The 14,032-nt window shown below is 51.4% G+C and carries 14 protein-coding genes; 5 read left to right on the top strand and 9 right to left on the bottom strand.

Going from position 1 to position 14,032, the window contains the following annotated elements; translation table 11 throughout:
* Positions 1–28: 28 nt before the first annotated feature.
* Together H6F94_RS30035 and H6F94_RS30030 are read right to left on the bottom strand one after the other, a co-directional pair.
* A complete protein-coding gene (locus H6F94_RS30035; protein WP_190805980.1) occupies positions 29–793 on the bottom strand; it encodes an SWIM zinc finger family protein in 765 nt (254 codons plus the stop codon).
* Positions 793–3,900 (bottom strand): DEAD/DEAH box helicase, encoded by a 3,108-nt coding sequence (locus H6F94_RS30030; RefSeq protein ID WP_190805979.1) that lies wholly within the window; start codon positions 3,898–3,900, stop codon positions 793–795. The genes H6F94_RS30035 and H6F94_RS30030 overlap by 1 nt, the downstream gene beginning before the upstream one ends.
* A 166-nt stretch (positions 3,901–4,066) precedes the next feature.
* Here H6F94_RS30030 and nblR point away from each other — a divergent pair, with 166 nt between their 5' ends.
* Both nblR and cbiB read left to right on the top strand, forming a co-directional pair.
* Entirely contained in the window at positions 4,067–4,786 is a 720-nt protein-coding gene (gene nblR / locus H6F94_RS30025; protein WP_190805978.1) for a response regulator transcription factor NblR, read from the top strand.
* An 18-nt stretch (positions 4,787–4,804) separates the two neighbouring features.
* Positions 4,805–5,785 (top strand): adenosylcobinamide-phosphate synthase CbiB, encoded by a 981-nt coding sequence (cbiB, locus tag H6F94_RS30020; protein ID WP_190805977.1) that lies wholly within the window; start codon positions 4,805–4,807, stop codon positions 5,783–5,785.
* A 7-nt stretch (positions 5,786–5,792) separates the two neighbouring features.
* Here the strand turns inward: cbiB and psb27 are convergent, their stop codons facing one another.
* Positions 5,793–6,191: a photosystem II protein Psb27 gene (gene psb27, locus H6F94_RS30015; protein ID WP_190805976.1), complete on the bottom strand. Its 399-nt coding sequence runs from the start codon at positions 6,189–6,191 to the stop codon at positions 5,793–5,795.
* A 188-nt stretch (positions 6,192–6,379) separates the two neighbouring features.
* Between psb27 and H6F94_RS30010 the strand changes: the two genes are divergently transcribed.
* The gene (locus H6F94_RS30010; RefSeq protein WP_190805975.1) at positions 6,380–7,144 is read left to right on the top strand and encodes a hypothetical protein; all 765 of its coding nucleotides are present in this window, start codon (positions 6,380–6,382) and stop codon (positions 7,142–7,144) included.
* A 265-nt stretch (positions 7,145–7,409) separates the two neighbouring features.
* Positions 7,410–7,889 (top strand): protein-tyrosine phosphatase family protein, encoded by a 480-nt coding sequence (locus H6F94_RS30005; RefSeq protein WP_190805974.1) that lies wholly within the window; start codon positions 7,410–7,412, stop codon positions 7,887–7,889.
* Between the two features lie 58 nt (positions 7,890–7,947).
* On the opposite strand, the gene H6F94_RS30000 is transcribed toward H6F94_RS30005, so the two are convergent.
* A complete protein-coding gene (locus H6F94_RS30000) occupies positions 7,948–8,322 on the bottom strand; it encodes a hypothetical protein (RefSeq protein ID WP_190805973.1) in 375 nt (124 codons plus the stop codon).
* A gap of 271 nt (positions 8,323–8,593) precedes the next feature.
* On the bottom strand, positions 8,594–9,145 hold the full coding sequence (gene rsmD / locus H6F94_RS29995) for a 16S rRNA (guanine(966)-N(2))-methyltransferase RsmD (protein WP_190805972.1): 552 nt from the start codon (positions 9,143–9,145) through the stop codon (positions 8,594–8,596).
* 43 nt (positions 9,146–9,188) lie between these two features.
* Between rsmD and H6F94_RS29990 the strand changes: the two genes are divergently transcribed.
* On the top strand, positions 9,189–10,631 hold the full coding sequence (locus tag H6F94_RS29990; protein WP_199320755.1) for a BCD family MFS transporter: 1,443 nt from the start codon (positions 9,189–9,191) through the stop codon (positions 10,629–10,631).
* Between the two features lie 6 nt (positions 10,632–10,637).
* On the opposite strand, the gene H6F94_RS29985 is transcribed toward H6F94_RS29990, so the two are convergent.
* From H6F94_RS29985 to glyQ, 4 genes are all read right to left on the bottom strand, one after another.
* Positions 10,638–11,222, bottom strand: a complete 585-nt coding sequence (locus H6F94_RS29985) for a 2'-5' RNA ligase family protein (RefSeq protein WP_190805971.1) — start codon at positions 11,220–11,222, stop codon at positions 10,638–10,640.
* Positions 11,219–12,166: a serine hydrolase gene (locus H6F94_RS29980; protein ID WP_190805970.1), complete on the bottom strand. Its 948-nt coding sequence runs from the start codon at positions 12,164–12,166 to the stop codon at positions 11,219–11,221. Before H6F94_RS29980 ends, H6F94_RS29985 begins: the two co-directional genes overlap by 4 nt.
* A 5-nt stretch (positions 12,167–12,171) precedes the next feature.
* The gene (gene labA / locus H6F94_RS29975; protein WP_190805969.1) at positions 12,172–12,690 is read right to left on the bottom strand and encodes a low amplitude/bright protein LabA; all 519 of its coding nucleotides are present in this window, start codon (positions 12,688–12,690) and stop codon (positions 12,172–12,174) included.
* Between the two features lie 120 nt (positions 12,691–12,810).
* Positions 12,811–13,704 carry a glycine--tRNA ligase subunit alpha gene (gene glyQ, locus H6F94_RS29970; protein ID WP_190805968.1) on the bottom strand — a complete coding sequence of 298 codons (894 nt, stop codon included), beginning with the start codon at positions 13,702–13,704 and terminating at the stop codon, positions 12,811–12,813.
* Between the last annotated feature and the right edge of the window lie 328 nt (positions 13,705–14,032).

The raw sequence follows: 14,032 nt of genomic DNA, 5'->3' as shown, positions 1-14,032 counted from the left end.
TAATTGACTTGAGACAAGCTGCTTTAACTTACCCTTCAGCAACCACCTGTTCGGTAACTTTTTGATAGATTACCTCTAGGGTTTTCTGAACTAATTCAGTATCGCGAGCCGATCCAAAAGCACCCAGCTTTTGTAAGAGCATGAAATTCTGTTTGGGCGGTAGGAAATTGTCCTCTGAGACATAGAACTCTGGCTCTGCCCAGAAATTCGCTAGATCGAGGGCAGCAACGGCCGCACCCGAATGAGACTGAACCAACGCTTGAAGCTCTTTGAGATCAGCTCCTAAAAGCACCAGTAGAAGCGTTGGATCTCGGTCGATTTGCTCTACCAGAAAATAGCAAACGGCGGCGATGTGTTTGCAGGGGTTGCCGTAGTCATAGCAACTACAGGTCATTGAAAGTTTGCGAATGCTAAGCGGTAACCAGTTGCGCCGCACCTGATCCAGCAAATTTACGATTGTGGGCGGCCACTGTCCTGCCAATACTTGTAACCGCAAGCCTGGCTGAGCTCGAATCAGACCGGCCAACTTATCCCAGATGGCAGCATCCAAAGTGGGTAAGTTGAAGGAAAGCTTGTACTTGCTATAGGAACCCTGAACTGTCGCCTCAAAGCGACCTGTTTCTACCTTGAGATCGACAATACGGCCCTGACGGGCATAGGTGCGACCTCGCAGCAGACGATTCTGGTCATTAGCAGTTTCAACCAACCTTTCAAAACGCTCACCCCAGAGGCTAGTGGCAAAACGTCCCTGTCGATTATTTGCCACTGGTTTCGTGAAAGAAGTATCTGCCATCAGTCCTCCAGCGCCTCTTGGCTGAGTGAGAAGAGGTCACGCAATTGGTCGGTTGAGAGCTCGGTGAGCCAGTTTTCATCAGCGCCAACAACTTGTTCTGCCAGCGCTTTTTTACTTTCAATCAATTGGTCAATCCGCTCCTCTAGCGTCCCCACACAGACAAACTTATGAACCTGCACATTCTTTTTCTGACCAATCCGGAAAGCGCGGTCAGTGGCCTGGTTTTCTACAGCTGGATTCCACCAACGATCGAAGTGGAACACATGATTGGCCCGAGTAAGATTCAAACCCACACCGCCGGCTTTAATCGAGAGAATGAAAAATTGAGGCCCGCCTGTTTCCTGCTGAAATTCGTTGACCATTTCATCTCGCTTCTGCTTAGAAACGGAGCCATAGAGGAATGGAACTTCCTGCTGAAATTGCGACTTCAAATGCTTTTGCAGCATTTTGCCCATCTCCGCAAACTGCGTGAAGATAAGCACTTTATCGTTCTCAGCTTCATCTACAATTTCTTCAATCAATTCACTCAAGCGGTTTAACTTACCGGAGCGTCCGGCCAGAATACCGCCTTCCTTGAGAAACTGAGCGGGGTGATTGCAGACCTGTTTGAGTTTGGTCAAGGTTGCCAAGATGATACCGCGACGGGCAATACCTTCAGCTCCCTCTAGCTTCTTCATCGTATCCTGCACCACTGCCTGATACAGACTGGCCTGTTCTTTGCTGAGGTTGCAGTAGACCTTGCTTTCTTGTTTTTCGGGTAAGTCCTGAATAATCGTAGGGTCTGTTTTCAGCCGACGCAGAATAAAAGGCTGCACTAACGCACGCAATTGACCCGCAGCTTCTTCGCTTTGGTGTCGCTCAATGGGTAGGGCAAACTCCTCCTTAAAGCGCTCCGAATTGCCTAGATAGCCAGGATTTAGAAAATCCATAATTGACCACAGTTCGCCCAGGCGGTTCTCGACTGGGGTACCGGTTAATGCCACGCGAGAGCCTTGGGCAAGCTGCTTAATCGCTCTAGTTTGTTTGGCATCTGGATTCTTAATATTCTGGGCTTCGTCCAGTGCAACCCCGCTCCATTCTACTTTTTTGAGATCTTTGAGGTCACGCAGGGCAAGGGCATAACTGGTCAGAGTTAGATCATGCTTTGAAGCTGACTTGATAAACTCCTGGCCTTTCAAGCGATTAGAGCCGTGCTGAATGAGCACACTGAGGCTAGGCGCAAATTTCTGCACTTCCCGGCTCCAGTTACTAATTACAGAGGTTGGACAAATCAGCAGAACCTTAAGTGACTTTTTGGGGTTCTCTTTCTTGAGCCAAAGCAAATGGGAAATGTACTCAATAGTTTTTCCCAGGCCCATATCGTCAGCTAAGCAAGCGCCTAAACCCCATTTATGCAAGAAGCCCAGCCAGGATACTCCCCGTTCTTGATAGGGGCGTAACTGCCCTTCTAAGCCTGGAGGTGCGCCTAGGAGCTCGACTTGATCGCCGGACTTGAGACGACTGAGAAAGTCTCCCAGCATGCCCTGGGCGTCGAAGTTTTGGATTTCGAGGCCACCCAAACTGCCCTTGTCTTGCGCCAAGCTGCGGCGTAGAAACTCACCAGCGCGCATTTCACCGGAGCCTTGCTGGCGTTCCCAGAAGGCAATTGCTTTTTCCACTTCGTTCGGGTCCAGATTGACCCATTGCCCACGTACGTTGACCAAGGGTACCTTCTGCGCCGCCAAAGCCTGAAACTCCTCAAAGGTCAGACTTTGACCCCCCAAGGCTAATTTCCAGTTGTACTGCAAGACCTGGTCGAGCCCCATCTGGCTGGCTCCTTCCGTCTGGCGGACCTCCAGGCTGACTCCCAACTTCGATGATTTTTGTTTCCACCAGTTGGGAACCTGCACCGCTAGCCCTTGAGCTTCTAGGGCAGTAGCAGCATCGCGCAGGAAGTTATAGGCTTCCTCTGTACTCAGGTAGCGCAAACTCGGCGTTGCTGAACGAACCAAACGAGCAAGAGGCGGAAAAATGTGTGCCGCTATTGCCAAGCCGTCGCGCAGTTTGTTGCGCACCGCATTGACTTGACCCCCTGTTGCCACGATTGTTGTCTCGTCAGGCCGCCAGAGATCAGCAGCCCTGATCCGCACCGTTGAGTCCTCACGGGATTGAACGCCTAATTCCAGCAGCCAACGCTTCCCGTCTTCCGGTGGTGCCAGACGTAAAGACACCGCGAAATTCTCTTCCCAATTAGTCAGTACCGGCTTCAGCCAGCCTTGAATGCACTCGCGCAAGAGCGCCACAATCGGTGCTGGGCAGCGGAACTGGTCGTTATAAGTGTGCAGGCTGGCGAGCCAGGCATTAATGGCGTTGGGATTATTGGGGTCTAGACCCTCAGGACAGCCAGTACGACTGAGCACCCGCCGCGCCCCAGTGTTAACCAGCAATTCCAAGACCTGCCTCAACAGAGCTGGTGAGTCGGGAGCGGGTTCTCGTAGTGGACCCGAGGCTTTGAGGGCGCGACAAATGCCTGGCATCGAAGCCCCTAGCCGGTACAGAGCTACCTGCGACCAATTCGTCTCAAACACCGGCAGCCAACGCGAACGGCTAATTTGGCGATCACCTGAGAGGGCAGGCACGTACTGCTGGTGGATGAGCAACTGTTGCGCAAGCAGCGTTACTTCTCGCCAGTAACGTAAGTCAACGCCATATAATACGCCTTCTTGTTCTAATTCCTCAGGTGTCTGTACTTCTGGATCTGGCACAACAGGCAGCATCTCCAGAATTTGAGCTGGCGTCAGCATTAACCCAGTAACCTGCCAAGCTCGTAACTGAGGCTTTTCTAAATTAGGGCGTAGGTTAATATGCCCTCGCCATTGCGGTGAGGGTAAAGGGCCTGCCTTAGTGGAAGGCAAGATCAGAGTGTGGTTTACAGGGCCAGGCGGAGATTCCACCAACTCTGCCAATTCATCCGCTAAGGTGAACAGGGCTAGGAGCAGGTCGCGATGGGCTGCTTGAAAAGGATGAACCTCTTGAGCACTGCCGCGCCAGGTTTCACCCTCCGCCCAGATGAAAAAGCCTGGAGACTGGTTAGACTCCAGAAGCCAAGTGCCGTGTAAAAGCAGCATGGAAGCCGGGGGCAATATCTGGTAACTCCTTAGGATAAGGCTTTTACTAAAATCCAAGCTGTTTATCTTGATAGACTCAGCATTCTCTTGCAAATCGATAGGCTACAAGTCCACTTTTAGTAAGGTAGGTTGAAGAGGTGGACATCTTAAAACGAGGAGTTGCGCCATGAGTACTGACGTTGCAGCTCAATCCCCTTCCCCCCAGACGGCTCCACGGGTGTTAATTGTGGAGGCAGATGTCCCCCTAGCCGAGCACCTTAGCCTGGATCTGTGTGAAGCAGGTTATGAGGCAACTATTGCCCATGATGCCCCTGCAGGTCTCCAGCAAGCTCAGCGCCTCCAGCCGGATCTGGTGGTGGTTGATCGCTTCCTTGGAGGTGAATCAGGACTGTGGCTGTGTCGTCATCTGCGGGCGCTGGGCTTGCAAATTCCCTTGCTGCTGCTAATGGGCCGCGATGAGGTTGACGACCGGGTGGCCTGCTTAGAGTCCGGTGCTGACGATTATATTCTTAAACCTTACCGTAGTGACGAATTCCTGAAGCTAGTTCGTCTCTATCTGCGCAGCACTCATCACCCTACACCCCCGCATCAACTCCGCTTTCAAGACCTGTTGCTAGATTCGGTTAGCCATGAGGCTTCCCGTGGTGGACGATCGATCGAACTGACGGCCAAAGAATTTGAGTTGCTGCGCTATTTGATGGAACACCCACGCGAAGTGCTTACCCGTGAACAGATCTTAGAAAATGTCTGGGGCTATGACTTCATGGGTGAATCCAACGTGATTGAGGTCTATATCCGCTATTTGCGCCTCAAAATTGAAGAAGAAGGAGAGAAGCGCCTAATTCAAACCGTGCGCGGCGTTGGCTACGTTCTACGCGAGTCTTGAGCGCTAGTGCCAGCTCTAATGCCTGGGAAAGTACCAGAAACGGCTCTCATTCTAATTTTAGCAACGGGTCTAGATTGGTTGCTGGGAGATCCCTGGAGCTGGCCTCACCCGGTTAGTGTCATGGGTTGGGTCATTGCTCAATACAGAGATTTAGTTTGGAAACGGCTATCCTCACCTGTTCTCCAAAAGCTAGCAGGCGTGGTACTCATGCTGATCCTAGTGCTGGGCAGTGGCAGCTTAACTTGGTTGCTGATTGCTGTAGCCCAGCAAATTCACCCCTGGTTCGGTTTAGGCACCGCTAGCATCCTATTGGCCTCTTGTTTCGCAGAACGCAGTTTGCGAGATGCCGCCCATGAGGTCTTGGCAGCGCCCTCCCTTGAGCAAGCACGACTCCGGCTCAGCCGCTACGTAGGTCGCGATACCGAGAACTTGAGTCAGCTTGAGATTCTGAGAGCCACTCTCGAAACGGTCAGCGAAAATGCAATTGATGGGGTGCTAGCCCCTCTGTTCTATGCCATTGTGGGCAGCTTTACGCCGCTGGGTGCCCCTCCTGTCGCCATGGCTTACAAAGCCCTCAGCACGCTGGACTCAATGGTGGGTTATCGAGAAGCTCCATACACCGATCTCGGTTGGTGTAGTGCCCGGACAGAGGATGCTGCTACCTGGCTGCCTTGTCGTTTAGGCGTGTTGAGTATTGCCTTGCTTTCGGGTCGTCCGGCTCAAGTCCTGCGTCTGTGTCAACGGGATGCCTCTGCTGACCCTAGTCCCAATGCTGGCTGGAGCGAGTGCGCCTATGCGGCTGCTTTAGAGGTGCAACTGGGGGGAGCCAATACCTATCGAGGGGTACTGAAGGTTAAACCGCTGCTAGGCGATTCCAAACAAACCATAACCGCAGGAGCTGTTGAGCAGGCCCTGCGGTTAACAAGATGGATGTGCTGGATCTGGGTGGGGATCGCTGTGCTGTTACTCAGCCTCAACTCACAAGCTCTAGCGAATTGAGCTGTGGCTAACGACCCCTTTCCAACGAAACTTCAACCTGCTGAAGTTCTTGAAGCAAACGCTTCTTCAACTTCTCAGGTACGGGCCGGTTGGGGTAAGTGCTGTAGTGACCAGCCAGCGAGTTGAGCGCAGTGCGCATGGTTGTAAATGAGGTCAGCGTAGATTTGCCAGAATCGCGACCGTAGCGAGCAGCGAAGGCATTGATCTGAACCCGCGCTTCCTTCTGAAGTTCTTTTTTATTGGGACTGTCCTCAGGAGTTTCGACGGCGTTGCGCAAACTACCCACTAGAGAAAGAGTGTCCTGGCGATAGTCCCCGGTCATGCCTCCTGGATCAGCAGTGCAACCCATCAAGCCGACTACGGCGACTAGAACCAAAGCAAATAGGCGAGAGATCATGCGTTTCATAGATCGTCTTTGAACCGGGGTAAGTGGGTAGGCGCAGTAAACAGCCAACCCACCCAGAATAGGACAGTACCGACCATAACGAAATCGTGCTAGCAGAGACTCACCTAGAGGATCCCTCTGCGGCCAGAGGCTAGGGCGATCCTCTGATCCCTATGGTGAGGGTGATTGTTTTGGGAGATATGTACAGGATGAAAAGATTTAAAACCCTATTGGGTGTTGTGTTGCTTGGGTTGGTTTTAGCCGTCACCACTGCTTGCTCAACCCCAGATACTCGGACGTACAGCGGCGACCTGCGTTCTAGTAATGCTACCGAACGAGTGAATAATGATGGGGAACTACGCTCCAAAACTACAATGGAGCGGGCAGCTGAGCGTACAAATAATCCCACTGCTGATGCCAAGGTCAAGCGTTTTGAGCGCAATGCTGAGAGCAACTTAGACCGCGGTGTTCAAGAGATGAATAAGCGTGCCAACCAGACTCAGACCAACGCTGAGCGAGCCCTACAGGGTGCTCAGAAGGTCCAGGAAGGGACAAACAACGCTGTTGGCACGGCTCGGGAGAAGGTCAAAGGCGTAACTAAAAGCGCTACGAATAACGTAAGCAGCGCTTTAGACGAGTCACTAGGCAGCACGCAGCGACGCACCACAGCTTTGCGCCAAGATGCTAAAAATGGCGTTGAGCAAGCCAGCGACAAAATCCAGAACACGATTAAGGGCGCCGTCAGCGACACAGGTAACCGCGCTAGAAATGCTGGTGATTCAGTCAAGGGAGCCGTAGAGAAAACCTCACGGTCAGTAACGGATAGAGACAGTGGCTTTGGTGCCAACGCGGGAAAGGCAACAAATCCACCCGATAGCTCGGTCGAGAGCACCCGCACCGTTGAGCGCAATTTCGAAGATCTGCTGGAAGGCAAAGTGAAGAAGTCAGTTGAAAGAGATCCCGATGCGAGCTAGGCCTCGCTGAAACAGGCTTCTATTTCAGCTGATCAGGCAAGGAGGGCGGTTAGATGGCAGTTCCATCTGATCGCCCTCCTTGCTATTAGTGATGGTGCCATGGTGTGAAGGATAGGCGAGGTGAGCTAAGGGCACTAGAGTATTACTGGGCTAGGTCCTCGTGTTCTGCCCTCTTGCCCAGTTTTCGCTTTTGGGCGGCTGCTATTGCAGTTGCCTCCACTCCCCCGGCCACGTCTCGAACTCTTACTCTCGCCCTAGCCTGTCCATGGCAGATCAGCCATACAACTGGAGAGAACCTGCCTGGGTTATTCCAAACTATCTCGCGCTAGGGCCATTTCCCCAAGCTCAAGATCTGGAACGCCTGCGTGTACAGGGCATTACGGCCGTCTTGACCCTGAACGAGATTCATGAGGGCAGCCTGCCCATTCGGCTCAAAAGCCAATTTACTTGGACGCGGGTACCGATCCCAGATGGCCTCCTAGGGGGAGTGCCTAAGGTGACGCAGTTGAGCCAGTGTATGGAAGTCCTAGGCCAGTGGCGAACTGAGGGACATCACACCTATGTACATTGCATGGCTGGGGTTGGACGCTCACCCTTAGTGTGCGCAGCCTACCTGATCGTGTTTGAGTCTTATTCTCTATCGGAGGCCATGCAGCAAATTCAGTACGCTCGCCCGATTGCCAGTCCAGATGCCCGCCAACTAATGGTACTCAGCCAGTTTCTACAAACTCGGCTGAAAAGTTGACCTGTCAAATTAATGGACTTCTGCAGTTCTTGCAGAAGTTATAGAGACTTGTAAAGACTCAGGATGGCAGTGGCTTGGAAGGACGCTCACGCACCATCGCTGGCAGCTCTTGCTCTGCTTCTAAAGCCGATTCTGTTGCCTTAAATGAACTCTCAAGACCAGTAATGCGCTGAAATTGGATAGGTGTCAAACTAGGCTCAGCAAGACCTGTTTCCCAAGCTTGTAGGAGGGCAGCCGTCAATTGCAAAAAAGCGGTTCCTCTAGGCAGTGGCACACGTAGCCAAGATTGCACTAGGACTTCACACAATGCTAGTTCTACGCGAGCAATGTCCCAAGTTTGTAACAGGGTCTCAAGCTGCCGTTGAAACTCAAGCGGTTCTTTACCGCTTAGCTCATAGCTATCAACGATGTGCTGGACCCGCTGACGGCTCATCTGCTCCCAAAGATCCATAAGCTACAGGAAATAGTGAACAAAAATGGATGAGAATGTCAATTTGCCTGTGTAAGAGTCACAATAACACTCTTGCAATCCTTTGCCAGTCCAAAAAATTTAGTTTTCCCAGTCAATATTCGATTGATATTGCACGGTTGAAGTTGATATTTTAAAGAAGCAGAAGCTGAGCAGTACTATCAATAGCGGCGTTTGAGATGCTGGGGCACCAGATCTAGAACTGATTCAGCTCGGGCAAATTCTGCAAAATTTTCTAGTCAACATCGCGCAGTTGGTAGAAACTGAGACTGGTGTGTCCATATACTCGCTGTTCAACTTGACTTAGTCCTCCGATGATCTCAGGTAGGCGTCGTCTAGGTAGGTGTTCAGCTACTAATTCCCCCTGTGGCTTTAGTAAAGGAGCAATGCTATTGAGTACTGGCTCATAGAGGTCACTCTGATAAGGTGGGTCAAAGTAAATGCAGTCAAAGGTTAACTCCTTCTGACGTAAACGGTGGATTCCCTGGACCACGTCGCCTCGAATGATTTCAAAACTTTGGCCCTCCTGGGCACAGCGTTGCCAGTTTTCTTCGATCACTCGGACAGCAGCTCCAGCTAGCTCAATCCCTACTACCGATTGGGCTCCCCGCAGTAGGGCTTCAGCGCCTAAACTACCAATGCCAGTGCACAGATCAAGCCAGTGACAACCCTCAATTTTGTCCCGCCAAATATTAAATAGGGCCTCCCGTACGCGCCCTGGCGTTGGCCGTGTTGCCAATCCTTCCAGGGTACGTAAGCGTCGATTTCCGTAGACTCGCAGTGCCATCTCTTTAACTGGTATATGTTGAAAACGTATTACACAAACCGATATGACGAGTAGCAATCATGACTCCGGAACTGGAGGAGCGTTGAATGCCCCAGTCGCAACTGCTCTACCTAAAGTAAATGTTTTTACCATGTTCCGGCTGGGTCTGTTTCAGATGGGGTTAGGCATCATGTCGGTGCTTGCTCTGGGGGTATTGAACCGAGTCCTGATTGGGGAACTTAAAGTTACTGCCTGGATTGCTGCCGGTGCAATTGCCATGCACCAGTTTGTTTCCCCCGCTCGGCTCTGGTTTGGTCAGATGTCCGACGCTAAGCCGATTCGAGGCTACCATCGAACCGGCTACGTCTGGCTCGGGGCAGCTCTGTTTTCAATAGCCGTGTTTCTGGCTGTGCAGGTCATGTGGCGCTTAGGCGACAGTCTACAAAATCAGGGCTGGACGCTAGCGACCTATGGTTGGGCGGCTCTATTAGCCCTGGCTTTTGCTCTCTATGGTTTGGCGCTCAGTTGCAGCTCGACCCCGTTCGCTGCCCTATTAGTTGATGTCTCCGATGAAGAAAATCGGTCCAAGTTAGTAGGGGTTGTTTGGTCAATGCTCATGGTTGGCATCGTTGTTGGCGCCATTATGGGTAGCAGTTTACTCAAGCAGTTAGCTTTAGATGCCCCCCTAGCAGTTCTACAAGCCTCAATCAATCGTCTATTTGCAATTGTGCCAGCGATCGTTTTCGGCTTGGCCCTGCTTGCAACGGTTGGCATTGAGAGGCGCTATTCGCGTTACACTTCCCGTTCCAGCTTGGTTGACCGAGAAGACGGCATTACTTTAGGCAAAGCCTTAAAAGTATTAACCGCTAGCCGTCAAACTGGAATCTTTTTTACCTTTCTATTGGTAATGACCATCAGCCTGTTTATGCAGGATGCTGTTTTGGAGCCCTATGGTGGCGAAGTATTCGCGATGGCGATTGCCGAGACAACCAAGCTTAACGCTTTCTGGGGGATGGGAACTCTCATCGGCTTAAGCGCAACCGGCTTTCTGCTAGCCCCTCGCTTGGGTAAGCAAAATACGGCACGGCTAGGCTGCTTATTAGTTGCAGCTTGCTTTGGCCTATTACTTCTATCTGGCTTCACGGCCAATCAAAAGCTGCTACAAGCTGTTCTCTTTGTATTCGGCTTGGCTTCGGGAGTCACTACTACTGGTGCTGTCAGCCTGATGTTAGATCTCACCGCTGCAGAAACAGCGGGTACGTTTATTGGCGCTTGGGGACTGGCTCAAGCAATGGCGCGAGCTTTAGCCACAGTAACGGGTGGTGCAATCCTAGACTTGGGTCGCCAACTGTTCACGTCACCTGTAATGGCCTACGGCCTCGTTTTTACCGTCCAGGCCATCGGCATGATTTTGGCGGTTTGGTTGTTGAGCCGCGTGAATATCACCGAGTTCCGAACCGATATGAAAGGGGCGGTTTCGCAAATTCTGGCTGGGGAACTCGACTGAGCGGTATTAGTGCCTAGAAGTGGTTTGCAAAAACGGATAACGCTCCTCCACTTGCCACCGCTGTCCGTTGTGGGCTAGCAACACTAGGTCTGTCGCCATGAAGTCTAGGCGTAAAGGCTGAGAGGCAAACTCAGCCCAAGCTAAGTGATAGTTACGGGGTGTCAAATCCTTAAAAGCCACAGTCATATGGGGTACAAATCGGTTCTCATGCCCTCCCGCAGCCAGACCGAAGCTAGACTTTAGGCCTTGAACCACAGTCTTTTGAATCTGGTTCAAGGCCGTACTGTTTTCTACTCGTAGATAGATCACCCGTGGCGGAAAGCTACTGAAGCCATCCAGCGCCACTGCAAAGGGAGCTTGGTCTTGGCTAAACTGTCTCAAAAACTGATGCAGCTCTGCTTCTGGCCGAGGCTCAGGCAGGTCTTTAGGCCAATGAAACGGTGCTTTCAGCGTAATGTGGGGAGGCGACTTTTTAGCGTGAGCGCTTCCGTAGCGTTCCACAAAAAGATCGCGAACTGTCTCGACCTGTGCTTGAATCTCCTGCGGCGGCACCAAGGCAATAAAGAATAAGCCTGATTTCTCAGCCGTCACGCTACAGCTTCCTTCATTGCCTCAGCGACCAGCTCCGAGATCAAGGGCAGCAATTCCTCATTTTGGCTTTGATGGCGGCCTTCTGCAAAAACTACCAACAGGTAAGGTGCCCGGTCAGGAAGTTCAATGTAAGCGGCGTCATGGCGGACCGTGCTGGTGAAGCCTGCTTTGGACCAGAGCCGAGCTGTTGCTGGTAGCCCCGCTCCTAAAAAACCAGTAACTTGGTTCTCCGGATGAGCAGCCAGTTCTGTGGGGTCTAGACTGCGCCGCAATAAGCCCATCATCTCCTGAGAACGAGCTGCGCTCACTGTCACACCCCCAACAATACTGTGTAACAAACGGGCTGTTGCATCAGTGGTCAACATGTTGCGGTTTTCCAGCATTTCCCCCAAAAAGGCGCGCTCACGCCCATAGGGTCCATCGCACCAAGTTTTCTGATTGACGTTGATGCTTTCCAACTCTACCCAGCCTAAAGATTGGTAGTAGCGGTTCACAATGTTGCGCTGCGATTGCCAAGTTTCAAAAGGACCAGCCGGTAGTTCTGGTCCACTGGTCGTCCCGGTTAGTGAATCCACGACCAGACCTGTCGCATCGTTACTGGAATCAACGATCATGTCACGCACAGCCCGATCTAACTCAGGCGAGGTTGCGATCATCTGAGATTGCAACCACTCATGCACCGCGACGAGGTAAAACAATTTCACCACACTAGCCGGGTAGAGACGCTCCACACCTCGGTAGCTGAAGCCGCGCACAGACTGCTTCCAAAACTCCTCAGCTGAGAGCGCCCCTCCAGTATTAACAAAGACAGGTGTATCGTAAACCAACCAAGTCAGAGCCAATTGATTACGAGCTAAGCCGCGGTGCGAAAAGGTTTCCCAAGTCTGCTCCAGAACTCGATTGCCCAAAGCGGTTAACCGTTCATCTAATGAGAAAAAGGGCATGGGAGTCAGTAGTCAGCCTTTTCAATATGTTTGCGAATATCATTCAGATCAATGTATCGATCTGTTGCATTACGCAGCTCCCGGGCAATCATTCCCTCCGTCGAAACCACAGTAATATGTGTTTTTCGACCCCGAAGTAACTCTACTGCCCGTTCAAAATCACCATCTCCACTAAACAGCACCACTTGATCGTACTGATCGACTGTGTTAAACATATCTACAACAATTTCAATATCTAAATTTGCCTTTTGCGAGTAGCGCCCTGAGTTATCGTCGTAATATTCCTTCAACAATTTAGTGCGTACTGTATAGCCCAGACTAATCAGAGCGTCTCTAAAGCCTCGCTGATCTTGTGGGTCCTTCAGGCCTGTGTACCAAAAGGCATTGACTAAGGAAACCCCTGGTCGTGCAGTAAAGTGCTCTAGTACCCGTCGAGGGTCAAAAAACCAACCATTTTTTTGCTGTGCATAGAACATATTATTGCCGTCTACAAAAATTGACAGACGGCTAGGCAGATAATGCATAGAAACTAAGTCCTAATCCTAATCAATGAGGCTAAATCCTATGAGTATGGCTTGACCTATGGCTTACTTGCAGAGATACCGAATCTTAGCAATTTTCGTCAATTTCCCGCGCCCGTGCGCTCAGGCTACTGCATTCTGGAGCAGGCTCGCGTTGCCAAGTGGAAAGCCCATTTCCTGTCGTTGCGCTAGGTAAAGTTGTGCTACCCGTCGAGCCAAGTTCCGGATTCGCCCAATGTAACGGGCTCTCTCCGTTACTGAAATCACGCCGCGTGCATCCAACAGATTAAAAGTGTGAGAGCACTTCAATACATAGTTAAACGCTGGCAGCACTAACTTTGCCTCAATCTGTGCGCTGGCCTCTTGCTCGTATAGACCAAACAACGTTAGCAACATGTCAGGATTTGACGTCTTAAAGTTGTAGGTTGATTCTTCGACCTCACCCTGTAAATGCACATCTCCGTAGGTCACTCCTTCGGTCCACTGGATGTCCTTGATGTCATTAACCCCCTGCAAATACATCGCCAACCGCTCTAAGCCGTAGGTGATTTCGATCGGTACGGGCCGACAATCAATTCCGCCGCATTGTTGAAAATAAGTGAACTGGGTGATCTCCATTCCGTCTAGCCAGACTTCCCAGCCCACCCCCCAGGCTCCTAAAGTCGGAGCCTCCCAGTTATCCTCAACAAATCGAATGTCGTGATCTTCCGGCTTAATCCCTAAGCCCCGCAGAGACTCTAAGTAGACCTCCTGAATATTGTTGGGCGATGGCTTAATCAGAACCTGGTACTGGTAGTAGTGCTGATACCGGTTTGGATTCTCACCGTAACGCCCGTCCGTTGGTCTGCGTGAGGGCTCTACGTAAGCAACACTCCAGGGTTCTGGTCCAATCGCTCGTAGAAATGTATGAGGGTTCATCGTCCCAGCCCCCTTCTCTGTGTCATAGGGCTGCGCAATCAAACATCCCTGCTCAGCCCAGAACCTATGCAGCGTGCTGATAATCGCTTGAAAATTCATGACTCCTCCCCATTCGCTCATCAAAAACCACCCTACCATGAGCCTCAGAGCCTTTACTGACAAGCGTTTCAGCCAGTTTAGAAAATCTCGTGTTTTGGGGGTTGACTTAAGGGAGTGGAGGTAGCTATATTGGTCAAGCGGTCGGGAAAGGCAAGCGCAAGCGACCCCCACCTCCCGAACTAACCGCTCCGGACCTGGATAATAGAATAGTTTAGAAGCCAACGAGCACACAAGAACCTCGTCAAGGAAAAGAAAAGTGAGGCGGAGAGGACCTAAGGGTCTTCAAGGCCGAACTGGTTTCTGAGGCACTTCTGGTGCAACAGAAGCC

The sequence above is a fragment of the Leptolyngbya sp. FACHB-261 genome, from assembly GCF_014696065.1.
Taxonomy (GTDB): Bacteria; Cyanobacteriota; Cyanobacteriia; order FACHB-261; family FACHB-261; genus FACHB-261.
This window is presented reverse-complemented; position numbering and strand designations above follow the sequence as displayed.